General features: G+C 49.2%; 8 protein-coding genes. 6 read left to right on the forward strand and 2 right to left on the reverse strand.

What is annotated here, in order from left to right; translation table 11 throughout:
- Window positions 1-59: 59 nt before the first annotated feature.
- Entirely contained in the window at window positions 60-8840 is an 8781-nt protein-coding gene (locus C8E01_RS07425) for an Ig-like domain-containing protein (RefSeq protein WP_133242740.1), read from the reverse strand.
- A 710-nt stretch (window positions 8841-9550) separates the two neighbouring features.
- On the opposite strand from C8E01_RS07425, the gene C8E01_RS07430 reads away from it, so the two are divergent.
- The 6 genes from C8E01_RS07430 to C8E01_RS07455 all read left to right on the forward strand — a co-directional run bounded on the left by C8E01_RS07430 (window position 9551) and on the right by C8E01_RS07455 (window position 16875).
- Entirely contained in the window at window positions 9551-10354 is an 804-nt protein-coding gene (locus C8E01_RS07430; protein WP_116543019.1) for a PepSY domain-containing protein, read from the forward strand.
- Between the two features lie 88 nt (window positions 10355-10442).
- Window positions 10443-11018, forward strand: a complete 576-nt coding sequence (locus C8E01_RS07435; RefSeq protein ID WP_116542741.1) for a hypothetical protein — start codon at window positions 10443-10445, stop codon at window positions 11016-11018.
- 63 nt (window positions 11019-11081) lie between these two features.
- Window positions 11082-12035 carry a hypothetical protein gene (locus C8E01_RS07440; protein ID WP_133242741.1) on the forward strand — a complete coding sequence of 318 codons (954 nt, stop codon included), beginning with the start codon at window positions 11082-11084 and terminating at the stop codon, window positions 12033-12035.
- 32 nt (window positions 12036-12067) lie between these two features.
- The gene (locus tag C8E01_RS07445; protein WP_116542743.1) at window positions 12068-12745 is read left to right on the forward strand and encodes a response regulator transcription factor; all 678 of its coding nucleotides are present in this window, start codon (window positions 12068-12070) and stop codon (window positions 12743-12745) included.
- 9 nt (window positions 12746-12754) lie between these two features.
- Window positions 12755-14068: a sensor histidine kinase gene (locus tag C8E01_RS07450; RefSeq protein ID WP_116542744.1), complete on the forward strand. Its 1314-nt coding sequence runs from the start codon at window positions 12755-12757 to the stop codon at window positions 14066-14068.
- A gap of 224 nt (window positions 14069-14292) precedes the next feature.
- Window positions 14293-16875 (forward strand): M14 family metallopeptidase, encoded by a 2583-nt coding sequence (locus C8E01_RS07455; RefSeq protein ID WP_116542745.1) that lies wholly within the window; start codon window positions 14293-14295, stop codon window positions 16873-16875.
- 802 nt (window positions 16876-17677) lie between these two features.
- Here C8E01_RS07455 and C8E01_RS07460 read toward each other — a convergent pair.
- Window positions 17678-18631 carry a PorP/SprF family type IX secretion system membrane protein gene (locus C8E01_RS07460; protein ID WP_116542746.1) on the reverse strand — a complete coding sequence of 318 codons (954 nt, stop codon included), beginning with the start codon at window positions 18629-18631 and terminating at the stop codon, window positions 17678-17680.
- Between the last annotated feature and the right edge of the window lie 17 nt (window positions 18632-18648).

Raw genomic sequence — 18648 nt, forward strand, 5'->3', positions numbered from 1 at the left:
TATAAAAAATAAAAGCCCCGGGTAAAATACCCGGGGTTTTCTTATTAAACCCTAATAGTCTATTGTTTGAGTAATTTGAAATGATTGTTGAAATCGCCCATGCGGGTAGAGATGATGTACACTCCTCGCGGCAGGTTCGGATCGAGTGTGAGCTTCTCGATGTTGGTACCCTTCGCCACCTGAACGGTTCGTTGCAGCAACTGCTGGCCTGTGGCCGTGGTTACTGTAATCTGAAGTTCTCCGTCCAGCTCCGCATCGATGCTCAGTTCCACTTCTGAATGGAATGGGTTCGGATAAGCCTTCACCTTGTTCGCTGACACTTCATCGAAGTGCACCGCCCTGATGTTGAATATCTCAAATGTGCCATCCAGGTCCACCTGCTTCAGTCGGTAGTAACGAACTCCTTGCTTGCCATTCTCTTTGTCTACGAAGGTATAGAGTTGCTTCAAGCTTGTCGTATTCACCTTCGACTCCACAAAGCCCAGCGCTCTGAAGTTTTTCGCATCACTCGACACCTGCACCTCGAAGCCCTTGTTGTCCAGTTCCGAAGCCGTCGCCCAATCCAGCACCACGTCGCTGCCGCGTTTGGTCGCGTTGAAGTAGAGGAGTTCTACTGGGAGTGGGATGATTTCACCAGGGACGAATTGCACTAGTTGGCACATTCCGTCTATCAATGAAACTCTAGCCACTATTTCGGTACCCTGTGGAAGGCCTGTAACAATGATAGTCTTGGATTCTCCTTTAGTATACAGTTCAAAGACTGTACCTTCTCCTGGCTCTTTAACATACCATTCGTAGATCGCGTCCGCTGGAATTGCCGTTGAAGGATTAGTAGTCTCAGGTAAAGCTGTGAGTTCCCATTTATCTGCCCCAACCCACTTATAGGTCATCTCACCGATGACATCTGTAATTGCCCTAGTATCAGTTACTGTTACAGTGCCTACAGAAGGAGTTGTACAACCGGTAACGTTGTTCACACCTTGGATAGTATAAGTGCCCGCAGGTACTTCATCTATACTAAGGTTACCATTTGCATCTGTACTAAAGCTCCTCGGGGGATCTGTACCAACCAGTTGATAAGTAACTCCAGCCTCAGGATTTTCCATCACTATCCTAGCGCCATTACTAACAAGTGAGCAGTACGATTGGTTGTTTACTATCCTGTCGGCCAATGGTAAGGCATTGATGGTCACGTCTACGCTTCCCATTTCCTGAGGACACCCTGGAGTGGCTACAGTAGTAGCTAGAATACTGTAAGTGCCAGCTTCTGTCTGGTTACCGAAGCTGATGGTGCTTCCCGTACCAGCGACTGGGCTACCTACGTTTTCAGTAGTACTACCTACCGTACGGCGGAGTTGATAGTTTATCCCTATCTGGGAACCACCCAAGCCTACTGGAACACCGTTGATATCTGCGCAGTAGCTTCCTCCTCCGGTCATACTGTATACTGTTGGCAGCGCAATTTCTGTCACGGTGATACTACCCGTCATGGCATTCGAACAAGTAGTGGTTCCATTTTCAGCCTCTGCTGTATAGCTACCTGCCGGGAAGCTGCCGAATGAGATGGCGCTACCCGTACCTGTCATTGTCGCTACTACTTGGCCAGTAGCGTCTTTCAGTCTATAGGTTATACCTGACTGGGAACTCTGCAAACCTACCGGCATACCTGCTCCACCAGCGCAATAGCTGCCACCTCCGGTTAGGGTCTGCGCAAGAGGCAGCGGATTCACTGTCACGGTGACACTGCCCATCGTCTGCGGACAGGCAGCTATAGTACCAGTCGAAGGAAGTGTAGTGGCGAGCACCGAGTAAATGCCTGCCACTGTTTGGTTGCCAAATGGTATTGGCTGCCCATCGCTTCCAAGTACTTCTAATCCGACATTAGAGGTAGTTCCGTTCACTGTTCTTCTTAGCTGGTACTTAACCCCCGTTTGAGAATTGACTAAAGTAACCGGCACACCTGCTCCTCCTGCACAGTAAGCGCCTCCTCCATTCAGTGTCTGCACAACAGGCAGCGGGGTCACATACACATTCACTGGTCCATAAGTTAAGCAGGCAGTTTCACCTGTAGCGGCTAACGCTTCTACAGTGTAAGCACCAGCCACTGTCTGGTTTCCGAAACTAATGCCATTGCCTGTTCCTGCTCTTGGGGTTCCGACGGCCACACCATCGCGCTTCAACTGGTAGAACACATTCTGCTGAGATCCGGCAATGCTAACTGGAACACCTGCTCCTCCTGCACAGAAGGCGCCTCCTCCAGCCATTGTTTGTGTGCCAACTACTGTGATAGCAACTTCGTTAGTTGTAAAGCCTCTGGAGCACTTGCTGTTCACATCGTTTTGCTTATCTATTACAGAGCTAAACTCAACATATAATACGTCTCCACTCTGTAGCCCCCCACTAGGACCAGTAGTTGTATATTGCACTGTGTTTCCTGTGTTGTAAACTGTTGCATCAAGTTCGGTGATAGTAGTACCACGTCTGTGCATCCAATAGAGCGTGAGCTCTATGTCTTCCCAGAAACCAAATGCGGCATCTAGGTTTGCAGTCATGGTTACTGAGCCTCCTTGACAGATGGTAGTTCTATCAGCGGCCAAATCAACCACATAGTTAATAGGAGCCGCTGTATAGGTTCTATTCGACCACATGCCGCCCGTTGTAATAGGGGTAATACAGCTATTCGCAGGACCAGCAGTGATAGAAACTGCATAGTAGTCTTCAGATGAAAGACCCGCGTTCCCGGCTTCTACCGTATTTCCGAAGGGATACACATCAAAGTTTTTAGTCCAGCGATAGGTGAAGTTGCTCGCATTATTTCCATCATTGACTCTCACACCACCCTTCACTATAGGTTGATAATATCTGTAGGCATTGTCCTTCAATATTTGAGGGGCATTTGCTGGGAAAGGATAATTCGGGTTAGGTATAGGATATGTATTAGCACCTAACAAGTTCCCACTATTATCTACTGGTTGTCCATCATCATTAACCAAGTACGGGTAAGTAACAGACTCTGGATCCTTGTACACAACGGCTCTGTAAGTTGTATTTTGGCCTCTACAGGTTGGGAAAGGAACTGCTTCAATAACTACAACGTACTTAGACCGCTTCAGAACCACTTTCTTTTCCTCATAAGCAGTACAAGTAACCCCATTAGAGGATGGAGAAACAGTGTAGCGGATGGTGATTTCCTTTTCAGTTTCTGTACCAAGAGCTGTACAAGGAGTCAAAACGCCTCCTGCAGTCAGGCCAGTAGTGCCAGATGGAGCCACAATAGAAAAAGCACCTCCGGTTACTGTTGGAATAAGTGTGATATTTCCGCCATCCGATAAGACCACCTGCCCATCCGTAACCCCGCTAAAGGTGGCCACTGGTGTCGGGTTAACTGTCACTGAAAAGGTCTGTGCTGGTCCTTGGCAGTTATTGGCCGTGGCCCTCACCGTCACCGTGGCAGTGACAGCCGTTGTTCCTGTATTCTTGGCTGTGTAGGCACCTATATTACCTGTACCGCTCGTGCCAAAGCCTACGTCTGCCGTGGAAGTCCAAGCGTACTCGGCTCCACTCACTGAGCCGCCGAAAGTAATGGACGTGCCAGCATCTGAATTACAGTGCACCCTGTTGGTGATAGAATTGACTGTTGGCGTTGGGTTTACTGTCACGGTAAAGGTTCTTACGGAGCTTTCACAATCATTAGCCGTAGTAGCCCACACGCTCACGGTTGCAGTCACAGCGGTTGCGCCAGTGTTTTTGGCTGTATAGGCCAAGATATTACCTGTGCCTCCCGTACCGAAGCCTACATCTACTGTAGATGTCCACCTATAAGTAGATCCAGTCACAGAGCTACCGAAATTGATCGCCGTACCAGATTCAGTATTGCAGTGCGTTCTGTTGGCAATGGCATCCACTGTAGGGGTTGGGAAGACTATCACTGATTTTGTAGCTGTGTTTGTGCAGCCACTGCTATTTGTGTAGGTATAGATAATGGTATACGAACCTGCACCTAACGTTGAGGGATTGAAGGATGTAGCAGTCACGCCGTTCACCGTGAAGCTACCTCCTGTAGGATTGCCTGTAAGTGGAATTGATCCTTGAGCTGTACAATAGCTATCATTCACCGGACTTGTTATACTTACTACCGGAAGAGCATTAACAGTCAGTGTCGTTTCACTAGTTGCAGATGGAGTACAGCCAGGCGTTTGATCGCTAGCTGCAGTCAGGCGGATTGTTACTGCACCCGTACCAGTTACGGTTACAGTTGGTGACATCGTATTTGCATTGGCTATAGTAGCTGTTGCGCCATTTGTACCACTAACAAATGCCCATGTAGGTGTACCATTACTAATGCTGCCCCCTGTTAAATTGAAGACTGTCTGGTTTCCGGCACCTACACATTGTGCTCCATAGGTTCCTGCGCTTGCTGTAGGTAATGGATTTACAGTGATAGTGTTGGTAGCTGATCTAGTGCAACCATTTTCACTGTAAGTATAGGTGATGGTATGTGGCCCCACCCCTGCCGCTGCGGGGTTAAATTGTCCGTTGCTCACACCTGTACCGCTATAAGTACCCCCTGCAGGCATGCCACCTGTTAATGCGAACGCCGTAGCGTTTACACAGACATTGTTAAAAGCTGCCAATGTGACGACCGGAGTAGGTGTTACTTCAATCGTATTCGTTGCAGTTTTTGTACAGCCATTTTCGGTATAAGAGTAAGTAATGGTATGTACACCAACACCCGCAGTAGCTGGATTAAACACACCATTTGTTACACCTGTCCCGCTGTAAGTACCACCTGTCGGAGAGCCACCAGTAAGCGTCAGAGGACCAGCATCGATACAGCGATCCGCAAAGGCTGCTAGCGTAACAACAGGAACAGCCTTAACTTGTATGGTTTGACTTGCTGAAGCTGAGCAGTTATTACCATCTGTGTAGGTATATACAATGGTATGGTTCCCTACAGTAAATGATGCAGGATTAAATTCCGTAACTACTACTCCATTTATGGTATAGGTACCACCCGCTGGTAATCCCCCTGAAAGTGTAAAGGCTTCTTGGTCCTTACAAACCGGCTCGAAAGCAGCTAGAGTTACCTCAGGTAGCGGGTTCACTTTGACAGCAGTAACTGGTGATGTTATGGAGCAACCACTACTGTTGGTTACAGTTACGGAGTAATCTCCGCTTATACTTACTGTAATAACACGTGTGGTCGCGCCAGTGCTCCAGAGATAGCTGCTTCCTTCACTGGCAGTAAGCGTGATAGAGTTACCAGCGCAGAACTCAGTATCACTACTAGGAGTGATTGTAGCTATTGGAATCGGATTCACAGTAAGACTAATGCTACTGTTTGCAGGAGCGCAGGAAGCGGCTGGATTGGTAGTCCGAAGATTTATAGTAGAGCTTATTGTGCTTGTTAATACGCCAGAGACTGTTACCGTAATAGTAGAGGTAGTTATACCTGTTGAAGAATTCAGCACGTCATTTCTGCCACTGATCACGAAACTAGAGTTGCTGGATGTCCAAGCAGCTTCGCCTCCTGAGAATGTCCCACTAACTGTAAAAGTTGTTACCCCATCAGTGTCCTGACAAACAGTACGTGCACTTTCTGCAGGCGCAGTTATACTAGCAGTTGGTTGAGGCAGCACAGTAACGGAAATAATATCCGAAGTTTTATCACAGCCTTGTGCGCTAACCACTACATAGTATTCCCCTGTAGCCTCTGCTATGTAGGTACTACTGTTAGTACCCACCGTTTCATTACCTCTGTACCATTGGTAAGCATAGGCAGTCTGTCCGGAAGGTGCTTTTACTGCATCTAATCTAACAGAACCTCCCTCACAAAAAGTGGTTGCCCCTGTAACAGAAACAGTAGCGACTGTCAGCTGGTCCACTTTAACAGCGATTGGGCTCGATGTAGCAGAACAACCTGCTTGAGTAGTAATTCTAACCGTGTAACTACCTGTAACACTAGCTTCATAAGTCTGATCTGTACCAATAACCTGAGAGCCATTGTTTATGAACCACTCATAGCTATATGTTTGTCCAACAGGTGCTTCTGTAGCTTCAAGCACTACATATTCGCCTTCGCAAAAAGTAGTAGGTCCTGTAGGCACAATAGATGCAACAGGTAGCGGATTCACCGTTAGCGTTATTTCACTGCTTGCATCATTACAGGAAGCATTGGCGTTGCTAGTGGTAAGTTTAATAGTTGAACTGCCAGTGCCGGTAGCTACTACAGTTGCTGTAGCAATACCTGTTGTAGTATTATAGCTGGGATTTTGAATTGAGAAACTCGAATTAGAAGAAGTCCATTGGGCATTGCCATTCGCAAACGTGCCGCTTACTGTAAAACTAGTGCTGTTGTTTGCACCAATACACTTAGCTTGATTCCCTCCGCTTACACTTGCCGTTGGCTGCGGAAGCACTGTTACTGTTACTTGGTTTGAAGGAGCACTTACACACCCTCCTACATTGGTTGAGACAACTACTGTGTAATCACCAGTTTCAGTTGCTGTGAAAGTTGCATTGGTTGCACCTGTACTAGTTATGTTAATTCCATTTTTTCTCCATTGGTAGGTATAGTTGCCTTGTTCAGGAGTAGCAGGAGACACCTGTGCTGATAGCATAACGGAGCCCCCTACACAGAAAGTAGTTGGAGTGGTGGTAGTGGCAGTAACTGTAGGAGGAGTGATTACTGTTGCGGTAACAGCCGTGCGCGTGGTACTTTCGCAACCAGTCTCAGTATTGTAGCTGCTTACATAAAATGTGGTGGTAGCGCTTACATTGGTAGGTGCATAAGTCAAACCTGTAAACAATAGTGTGCCTCCATTGGCAGCAGAATACCATCTAGCGGAGTTAGCATTTGTACCTTCCGTGGCAGTCATACTGACAGGGCCAGCGCCGCAACGCGCTTCGGGTGTAGACACGGTCGCTGCACCCGGAATTGGGTTCACAACAGCTGTCACAGCCGTGCGTGTAGCGCTCTCGCAACCTTCCGCGCTTATTGAAGACACGTAATAAGTCGTGGTGACACTAATTGTAGGAGTCGTGTAGGTGCTACTTTCAGCACCCGCTATGGCTGTAGCACCTGTCTCACTTGTATACCATTGGTAGCGTCCTCCCGTGGGTGTCCCAGAAACTGACAATTGGGTGGTTCCACTACCGCAAATTTCATTTGGTGTATTAGCTAGAGTAGGAGCATTGGGCGTCTGGTTCACCACAACAGCCACAGGCTTGATATCAAAGCAGCCTTCAGGAGTGGTACCTTTAATATAATAGGTGCCGCTCGTAGAAACCTGATCAGGGTTCAACAGTATCAGGGTTGCTCCTGCATCTCGCCAGTAGGTATAGGTCAAGCCACTAGTGCTTCCTGCTGTAACTGTTGCAGCCTGCAGATTCACCGTACTTGGGGTGCAAACTGCCTCCGGGTTTGTAATTTGTACTGTAGGCACAGGATTGACGGTGGCTATTACAGCAGTTCTCGGGCCTTCACAATCAGCTGCACTTACAGCAGACACATAATAAGTCGTGGTTTCCGTAACATTTGGGGAATAGGTGGCGCCAGTGGCACCAGTTATGGCGGTACCACCGTTGGCTAAGGTGTACCAACGGTAACTGCCTCCGCTTGGTGTACCGGAGGCGGATAATGTTACAGTACCAGCTCCACAGCGGTCATCTGAGGTTGTGCTAGGTGCCAAGGGCACTTCATTGACAGTCGCCGTAACGGCAGTCCGACTCGTGCTCTCACAGCCAGCAGCACTTACCACGCTTACCCAGTAAGTTGTAGTAGTTGTTAAATTTGGAGAATAGGTGGGTCCTGTAACATTGCTGATCGCTGTTCCACCACTAGATACGGTATACCAACGATAGCTTACATTGCTTAGTGGACTGGAGGCAGAAAGTTCCACGATACCGGCACCACAACGACTATTGGAAGTGGTAGTAGGAGCATCAGGTATCGCATTAATCGTTGCTACAACTTCTGTTCTTGACACACTTTCGCAGCCAGCAGCACTAACTGTGCTGACCCAATAAGATGTAGTTGTACTGATACTAGGTGTTGTATAAGTAGCCGCCGTAGCACCGCTTATCACAGTACCTCCAGACGTATACCAGCGGTAACTTCCATCGGTTGGCGCCCCTGAAGCTGATAACTGTACTATACCTGTACCGCATCGGGAGTTAGATGTTGTTGTAGGGGCAGTGGGAAGTGGGTTAACTGTAACGCTTAAGGTTGAAGTTGTTCCTAATGTTCCGCATGCATTTCGGGCTGCTACGGTTACTGTACCAGATGAAGCATTGGTGCCAAAGTTTACGGTAATTTGATTAGTCGTTGCCCCAGACACTATAGTTGCACCACTCGGAACTGTCCAAGAATAGCTTTGTGCACCAGCCACTGCAGCGATGGAATAAATTACACCTTGGCTGCCTTCACAAACATTAGTTTGACTAGTTGTAATTGAACCTGCATTTGTTCGTGGCGCCACTAATAAGTTTCTACTTGATGAAGTATTGCCTTTGGTTACTCTTACTTCATAATTTCCTGCCGTTGCAATAAGAGTGGCAGGAATCTGAGCTGTAATAACTGTATTATTACTACTTACTGTGAAACTTACTGTTGTTCCATTAAATGTTACTATTGGGTTTCCATTGAAATCAGAACCATTTATTGTTAATACAAAGTCTCCCTCACCAGCAGTTTTACAGGTAGGGCTTATAGAACTTACCGTCTGCCCTACCGCCGTCTGCGAGACGAGCATCAGAAACAGCAAAAGCAACCCCACTATCTGAGGTCGCCATTTTATCGAATTTACTTTCGTAATCAATTGTGTAAAATTCTTTCTCATATACTCAAAGGTTAAGGTGAGCGAAGAGCACGCTATTAGGGTTTCGGTGCTTGTTTTCGGTTACAAAAGACAATAGGGATCATGCGAAGCCTCAAAACGAGCTTCGGAAGGAGGATTAGGCTTCTCTGAAAGAGTTACCTGGTATTAAAAAAGGCTTTTGCTGACCCAGCAGGCGCAGTTAGCCGGGCTTTGTCATTGTGGTGGGGGGATGAAGGGCACTGATGAGCCAGGTATTACTGACTCGCATAGACCAACTGTTTTGAACAGGCTTGGTCCTGGCAAACTTTCGGCTAAATTACTCACAGGCTTTACTAGTTAGGGTAGCGTATTTAGCTATGATACCTTTATTAAATGTAAAAGTTTCATACTTAAGGTATAATTATAATAAAAATAAATTAAAAAAATTAAAAATTATAATAGTATAGTTTTATAAATTGTACTCTAGTTCACCTCTTGTTAAATATTCTACAACTGAAGGCATTAATAAAAAAAGCCCCTGTTAATACAACAAGCCTAAATATGAATACATATATATACCTTAGTACTATTTATAAATTGCACTGCTTTTCCTGGTCTTGACAAGACAGACTTATAACCAACTCACTGTTAAAAGTTTATGCAAACTCAGCTAGATGATTGTATCTTGACATAAGCTGCGCTTGTAAGAAGCATTTTCATGCTGTATATTGATAGCTGGCACAAATTACTTTATGAAAAGAACGACCCATCTTCGCATCCGCAAAACACACCGCTATCTGGGCCTGATTACAGGTATACAGTTTGTTATGTGGACCATCGGCGGTATCTATTTTAGCTTCAGCGACCTCGACGAGATCCACGGCGACCATCAGCGAAAGCCTGGCGGCATGGTTTTAGAAAGCGATGTGGAGTTAGCATCCCCTACGGCGGTAATGGCACAGCTGCCGGGTGCTGCCATGATTACATCCCTCAAACTGATCGACATCATGGGTACACCGCATTACCAAATCGCCTACAATGTGCCTGACGAACAGGCTTCACACATGGCTGGCCACGATCATGGACAGGCAGCGACACATACACAGCTTGCTGTTGCAGCCACCGGCGAATTACGCCCTGCACTAAACGAGCGGGAGGCTATCATGCTCGCCCGCCAAAGCTTTGTGGACTCCGTCGCTGTGGCTAAGGTGGCGTATATCACACAAGAGAACATGACTGGCCACCACGAATACCGGGGCAGCGCCCTCCCAGCCTGGGCCATTACGATGGAGCATCCGAGCCAGACCACCGTCTATGTAGCCGCCGAACAGGGTGTGGTTACGAAGTTCCGAAATGATAAATGGCGCGTGTTCGACTTCCTCTGGATGCTGCATACCATGGACTACCAGGGTCGCGATAACTTCGGGAACATGCTACTGCGTGTGTTTTCCATCGCAGGCATCGTGACGATCTTGTCTGGTTTTGTCCTTTACTATGCCAGTTCGCAGACGGTACGCCGCATCACCAGGCCATCCCGCCATCTACTGAAAAAATAATTTTTAGATAATACGGTTTCTTCATCTTGGCTTCATGTTGCTGTATGAAATTTGAGCCATAGATTCAACCATGCTAACAGAAAGATTCATGAAAAATGTATTACTCATAGCAGTCTGTGGATTTTTTGCCACCACTGCATTTGCCCAGACAGAAGAAGCCCAAAAAGAAACGCAAGGCGAGACTGTCAGCACTGTATCACAGACCACACCCGGCTCAGTTGAGAAGGGCCAGCTAGTTTCGGAGGTTGCCAAAGCAAAGGTTGTCAACGGCCAAGAGCAGTCAGCCAAAGCAAAAGCCGAAAAAGGCCAGGAGCAAAAATCCAAGGGTAAGTCTGAAAACACAAGAGAAACTAAGCCTGCTGAGGCAGCTGCTGCTGTTCCTGGCGCTCATAGCCAGGAAGTGAAGCCGACTGCCCAAACAGAGCAGGAAGTTGCCAAAGGACAGGCAGTAAAAGAAGTGGCTACCAGCAAAGCCCAGGCAAAGCCAGAAAAAGTAGGAGCTGCCTCTAAGCCCAGGAGCGCCGGCAAACCTGCCACTGTCGGTAGACCAGCAGGTGCCGGGCGTCCAACAGATGCAGTACGCCCGGCTGGTGCAGGCAGACCAACTGGCGCTGGCAGGCCAACAGGTGTCGGACGTCCTACCGGTGCTGGCAGAGGCCAATAGCAATCAAACCGCTTTTCATCTTTACCTGTTCCCGACCGGGCACAGGTAAAGATTTTTTAGTTTATGCATAGACCTGTTTTCGTCTACACCATGCTGCAACGCATTGTTTTTCCTGTGAGAGCATTGTGCCTGTCACCTCTGGCGCTGCTGTTCATCTCATTTGCCACCTGGGCCAAACCGGTTGCAAGCGGTTTGGCCATTTCTGACACTACTGCCGCCACAGCAGATTCAGCTGTTGTGCAAAAAAACAAACTGGTACTTACTGCCACCTTAGGCAATCGCATGTCTTTTCTGGGCAGAACCAGCGCCGCCAAAACTCCCTTTGTTTTTACAGACCTCACCTATAAAACCAAACAAGGGCTATGGCTTGCGGCGGCTACTTACCAGGTATTCGGCTCTGGCAGCACCATCGACCAGGCAGAGTTGGCAGCTGGGGTTGACTTTACAGTTGCCAAAAAAGTCACAAACTCCCTGAACTACACCAAGTTCTTCTTCGCCTCTGACAGTGTACTGGTAAATGCCTCTACCTCCAACATGCTGAGCGCCAGCAGCTCCCTAGACTGGCAGTACGTTTACTCCTCCCTAACTTATGGGTATATTTTTGGGCAGTCCAACGACCATCTCCTGATATTATCGAATTCCCGTTGCATGCCCCTGACTGCACTGCTTCCGTCTATCAAGGGCTTGTATATAGAGCCGAAAGTCAGTATAGCGGCAGGAACACAGCATTTTGCCACCACTTATAGTCAGACAGTAAACAACCCGGTTAAAGGAGGCGCAGGCCCCGGGAAGAAGCCTCCCATCGGGGGAGGCGGCACTACGACCAAGACGACAACTACAACCAGCAGCACAGGCCTGCAGATTATGAACTACGAATTCAATCTGGCATTGCTATACCTGCGGGGCAGGTTCACTTTTGAGCCTTATGCTCGGTATGCGGTTCCCGTGAACCTCCTGCCTGATGATACATCAAAAGCAAGCCCTTTTTTTGGCTCTCACCTTTACTACACGTTCTAATAACATAACTTGTAGGATAACTCAGCATTCCCATGAATATACTTGTAGTTGAAGATGAATTGAGTCTGGCTGAAGAACTGAGGCACTTCCTGGAGAAGGAGCACTACTTATGCGAAGTGGCCAACACGGGTAGCGATGCTTCTGAGAAGATGGCCGTCACACCCTACGACTTTATCCTGCTGGACCTGGGTTTGCCCGATTATGATGGGCTCGATCTGTTGCAAGAGGCCAGGCAGGATTTAAATGCTGATGCAAGCGTGATCATACTAAGTGCCAGAGGTGCGGTGGAAGATCGTGTGAACGGTCTGAACCTGGGTGCAGATGATTACCTGCCAAAGCCCTTTTCACTGCTGGAACTGCACTCCCGCATGCAAGCCATCATACGGCGAAAGTTTGGGGTGAGAAGTCAGGTGGTGCCCTTGCACGACTTTGAAGTGGACATCCAAAACAGGGAGGTCCGACACAAGGGGCAGGTGGTGTCCCTCACGAAAAAGGAGTTTGACCTGCTTACCTATCTGCTGCTCCACAAGAACAGGGTGCTTACCCGTTTGCAGCTCAGTGAGCACATTTGGGGCAACATACTCGAAGATGACTACGACTCCAATTATATAGACGTGCATATCAAGAACATCCGAAAAAAACTGGCTGCGCATAAGCTTACCGACTGGCTGGAGACAGTGCGCGGTGTTGGGTACCGTATAAGCCTCTAATTCAGCATAATGAAGCTAAGCACAAAACTGGCCCTGTTCAATGCAGGCTCTAAAATTGCTATTCTGCTGCTATTTGCGCTTTTGCTGCCCTGGCTGGTGCGCCACTTCGCTATCACCAGTACCGATGAGCGCCTGCAACGACAGCAGGAGACAGTATTGACTATTATTGCTGAGCAAGGCATTGGGAGCTTCCTTCAGGAAGGCGATGAGGGTGGCTATGGCAGTTACAATATCTTAAAGGAGGAGTTCATCTCGCTGGAACAGATAGAGCCGGAGGAAACGGTACATAGTATAGAGGACGCACAACGGGCTGTGGAAGGCGAGGTGGTGGACTACAGGGTGCTGAGCTATACCTTCACCATAGACGAAGAGTACTACCTGTTGGAGATTGGCCGCAGCACGACTACCATTGCAGAGATTAGCCGCACTTTGCAGCGCTTCTCCTTCTACCTAATGTTTGTAGTCATCCTAGTTACCTTTATCACCGACTCTGCCTTCGCGCAGGCGTTACTAAAACCACTCAAAAAGATTATCAAGACCAAACTGCAGCACATCCAGTACCCTACTTCACCACCCTACCCGGTCATCAAAACCAGCACCACCGACTTTCAACTGCTCGATAGCAGCATCAACCAGATGATGACGCAGATTGACTCGGCTTTCCGGAAAGAGCGGGAGTTCATCAGTAATGTATCGCACGAGCTGCTTACGCCGGTATCGGTGATGCAGCACCGGCTTGAGAACATTCTGCAGGAGAAAAACCTGAGCCAGGAAAGCATGCGCAAGATAGTGGAGTCGCAAAAGACCCTCAACCGCCTGAAGAACATCATCAACTCCCTGCTGTTCATCTCCAAGATTGAGAACGAGCAATATGGCCGGGAAGAAGCGGTATCGGTAAGAGAACTGGTGCAGGAAGTAGTAGAAGAGGCCATTGACCGGGCTGAGGCCAAAGAATTGCGGCTTTGTGTGCAGTTGGAAGAAGACTATGTACAGAACCACGCAAACAAAGCGCTGCTTTTTACTATGCTTTTCAACATTGTGAACAATGCCATCAAGTACAGTCCTCCAGGCGGTGCCATCGCCATCAAAGGCCGGCCACTGGAGAAGGGGTATCAATTGCAGGTGCTGGACAAGGGTGAGGGCATCTCAGAACAAAAGCTGGAGCGAATTTTCAACAGATTCGAGCGCTTCCATAAGCCCGACGGCGAAAGTTATGGCCTGGGCCTTTCCATTGTCAAAATCATCGCCGACTTCCACCACCTGTCACTGCAAGTAAGCTCCCAAGAGGATGAAGGCACAACCTTCAGCATTGATTTCAATTGATCATTTCCTTTTTACCGCACCAAAACATCATCTGTTCTGTCGTTCTATCCTATGCTGCCTATGCGACTCTTTTCAGTGCCGGCGGAGGTTGCATTGATTTTCATTCGCCAACAATCCAAGCCTTGCCCTCACCGGTAGGGCTTTTATTTTTGGAAAAGGCGAAGCAAAAAGGGAAATTGCATACCTAACCTTATTTCACGATCACCCTTAAAACCACCTTACACATGAGAAAAATTTATGCGCTCGCCACAGCGGCACTGGTCTTCTTAAGCCAGTGGACCATGGCGCAGGCAGATCTCTCCTATTACCTCCCGCAGGATGTAACCTACAACAAAGAGTTTCCGACACCCAAAGACATACTGGGCTACAACGTAGGCGAATGGCATGTAAGCCACGACCAGCTGGCGATGTACATGCGGCAAATGGCAGAGCTATCCGATCGCATCACCATTGAGGAGTATGCGCGCACGCACGAAAACCGCCCGCTATACCTGCTCACCATCACCTCCCCCGAGAACCACAAAAATATTCAGCGCATAAAGGAGCAGCACCGCCAGCTGACCGACCCGAATGCATCGGGTAAGCTCGACATCAAGCATATGCCGGGCGTGGTGTGGATGGGCTACAGTGTGCACGGCAACGAACCAAGCGGCAGCAATGCCTCTTTGCTGGCCGTATACTACCTGGCCGCCGCGCAGGGCCCTGAAATTGACAAGCTGCTGAGCGAAACGGTTATCTTGATCGACCCTTCCATCAACCCGGACGGGCTGAATCGCTTCGCCAGCTGGGTGAACACGCACCGTGGTAAAAACCTGGTGACTGACCCGAACAGCGAGGAGTTTGCCGAGGCCTGGCCACGTGGTCGCACCAACCACTACTGGTTTGACCTGAACCGCGACTGGTTGCCGCTCCAGCACCCGGAGTCGAGAGGCAGACTGGTGAAGTTCCACGAGTGGAAGCCGAACGTGCTGACTGACCACCACGAAATGGGCACCAACTCCACTTTCTTTTTCCAACCAGGTATACCTAGCCGCAACCACCCGCTCACACCGGCCCGCAATTACGACCTGACCAAAAAGATAGCCGGCTTCCATGCCAAGGCCCTCGACAAGATTGGGTCGTTCTACTATACCGAAGAAAGCTTCGATGACTTTTACTACGGCAAAGGCTCCACCTACCCGGATGTGAATGGTGCCATCGGCATCTTGTTTGAGCAGGCGAGCTCCAGAGGGCATGCGCAGGAGAGCGTGAACGGTGTGCTCACTTTCCCTTTCACCATCCGCAACCAGTTCACGACTACCCTTTCGACTTTAGAGGCGGTGCAGAACATGCGCGAAGAGCTGCTCAGCCACCAACGTGACTTTTACCGTGATGCCTTGAAAGAATCTGCCAAGGCTCCGTTTGGCGGCTATGTGTTCAGTGCCGAAAAAGACCCGGCCCGCGCTTATCACCTGGCCGAGATCATCCACCAGCACCAGATCGACATCTACCGTCCGCAGGAAAAATTCACGGTTAACAATGTGACGTATACCCCGGAGAACAGCTACATCGTGCCTACCAACCAGCCACAGTACAAACTAATCGAAGGTATGTTCGAGCGCCGCACCTCGTTTCAGGACAGTTTGTTTTACGACGTATCAGCCTGGACGCTGCCACTTGCTTTTAACCTGGAGCACGCCAACCTGACTGCACGCCAGTTCAAACGCAATATGCTGGGCCAGAAACTCTCTTCTGTCGACTTTCCGGCAGGCCAGATAGTGGGTGGCAACAGCGCTTATGCCTACGCTTTTGAGTGGCACGGCTACTATGCCCCAAGAGCCCTCAACACGCTCTTCAACCATGGTTTGCAAGCCAGAGTGGCTACGAATAAGTTTACAGGCGATGGCAAGCAGTTCGACTACGGCACCATCCTGATTCCGGTAGTAGGCCAGCCACACAGTGCCGAGCGCATACACGAGCTGATGGCTCAGATCGCAAAAGACAACGGCATTACAGTTCACGCCATGACCACTGGGTTTACAGAAGGCATCAACCTAGGTAGCCCGGGCATCTATACCTTGCAGCAACCGAAGCTGGCCATGCTAATCGGGGACGGCGTGAACAGCAACGATGCCGGCGAAGCCTGGCACCTGCTCGACCATCGCTTCGATATCAACACTAGCCTCGTCAACGCCGAGTCTGTGAACCGCATTGACCTGAGCCGCTACAATGTGATCGTGATGGCAGATGGATCTTATGGCAGCATTTCGGAGATGGGCAAAACGAGACTGCGCACCTGGGTGCAGCAGGGCGGCACGCTGATAGGCATGGGCAATGCCACGCGCTGGCTTGCGGATAACAAGATCGGCAACTTCAGCTTTAAGCAGGGTGAGAAATCTGACACTACCCGCCTGCCATACGCCAGCATGAGCAACACGACCGGTGCACAGGTGATAGGCGGTGCTATCTTCGAAACCAACCTCGACCTGACGCATCCGCTAGGCTATGGCTACTACAACAGCAAACTACCCGTGTTCCGCGACAACCGCTTGTTCATGGAGCCTTCCAAAAGCCCTTATGCCAACCCGGTGGTATATACCGCCAAGCCGCTGATGAGCGGTTATATCTCAAAGCCAAACCTGAAGCAACTTGGCAATACAGCTGCCATTTCAGTGTCAGCTTTAGGCGGTGGCAAAGTGATCGGCATGACGGACAACCCGAACTTCCGCGCCTTCTGGTTCGGCACCAACAAGTTGTTCCTCAACAGCATCTTCTTCGGCCAGATCATTAGCGGAGGCTCCGCCCGTGCTGAAGAAGCAGCCCATTAACAAGGTATAGCCTATTCATGAAAGGAAGGCCTGTGCATGTGCATCGGCCTTTTTTATTGGACTAACAAGAGGAAATGCTCGACCCTTCACTCAGCTAAGGAGAACATTTCCGCTGATGATATTTTTCATGTATAGCTGCGTAGTTTCAGTCAGTGCTCTAGTACATTTAAATATACCCCTGCCCCTCTAAAGAGCAGGGCCGTTTCATTCTACTTTTTTGTCATCCTGGAAGGATCTTGGTAGCAAATAGTATTGGCTTAACCTCCCTTTAACCAAGTTTCTTAACAGAATGACAGTAAATCTGAGCGTGTTTTCTTAGAATGAAACGACCCTGCCCCCTTTAAAGGGGGACTCTAAGCCATTGCCATAGTCAGGTATAAGCGCTGTAGGATTTGACACATACCTCACGCGCCGCTGGCAGGTATAGTAAGGCTAACTTGCACGTCTACTACGAAGCAGAAAGCTGCGCACGGTGCACAAAACGACTACCCACTGTTCGAGCGGTCAGCGAGTTTGGGGAGTCTTGACTTTTTTGCCTACTTTTTGTGTCAAGACAAAAAGTAGGTCCCGGCCGGACAGGCCAAGCTATAAAACAACCTAGTGCAAGGTATAGCTAGACAGCAGCTATACCACCTGTCTGCCGCAAAAACGTAACAATAGTACAACATAGGTTACTAGCAGCAGATATTATTTGCTTCAAAACAGGATAGGCCATGCATCAAGTCCATAAACTATTCCTTAAAGCAGAAAGGCCAGCGCAAATGCGCTGGCCTTTCTGCTTTGTGAACGATGGACTTGGATCTTATTTGAAGCGGTAACCTAGAACGATTTCGTGTGAACCGGCACTTTGGTGGCGCATGCGCGACACGGTGATATCGTAGGTATAGCTCAGCTGGAACTGCTCCTGAAACTGCACTCCGACCAGTCCCACGATGGCATCCTGCGTGCGGTAAGAAACGCCTGCCCATACCTGATCGTCATACACTGATTTCTGGCGGCGCTTGCTCATGTGGTAGGCGGCCTTCAGGTTAAAATCGGCCTGAGCCGGTGCGCCCTGCACATACTTCAGCAAAGCAGAAGGCATCAGTCGTATCTTGTCGTGCACATCAAAGTTGTACCCACCAGACACAAACCAGTGGCGGGACAGGCGGCTCACTTCCTCTCCCCCATCCACTTCGTGTATCTTGTTGCCAAGCACCTGAAAAAGGGAAATCCCAAAGTAAAAGTCTTCTGAATGCATGAAAGTGCCCAGCGTCAGGTCTGGCATAAAGGCATCCACGCGGCCGTGGTTCGTTACAGGATCACGCTCGTTGGAGCCGTCTGCCAAACGCACTTTGGCCGGGTCGAAGCGGAACTGCTGGAAGCCGGCAGAGAAGCCAGACGACAGGAAGATGCTCCGGTTCAAAGGCACGTGGTAAGCGTAGGAAGCCAGCGCACCGGTACGGGTGGTTGGACCCGTCTGGTCAGTATAGACCATACCGCCTGCCCCATGGTAGCCTTGCGCCTTGCGGCTGCGTTTCAGGTGCTTGTTAAATAAGGCACCTTCTCCGCTCAGGTAAAAGGTTTTGGGAGCCCCCTCGAAGCCAACCCATTGATTGCGGTAGCCCATTTTGATGCTTACATCTTTCTCAAACCCGGCTACTGCCGGGTTGAGAATGAAGTAATTGGTCATGTACTGGGAGTAAAGGGCTTTCTGCTGGGCCGAAGCAGTGAAGGCGATCAGCAGAAAGAAGAGTATTAATATATTATTTTTCATAACGGTCTCTTTCTAAA

This window comes from Pontibacter virosus (genome assembly GCF_003096355.1).
Lineage (GTDB): Bacteria > Bacteroidota > Bacteroidia > Cytophagales > Hymenobacteraceae > Pontibacter > Pontibacter virosus.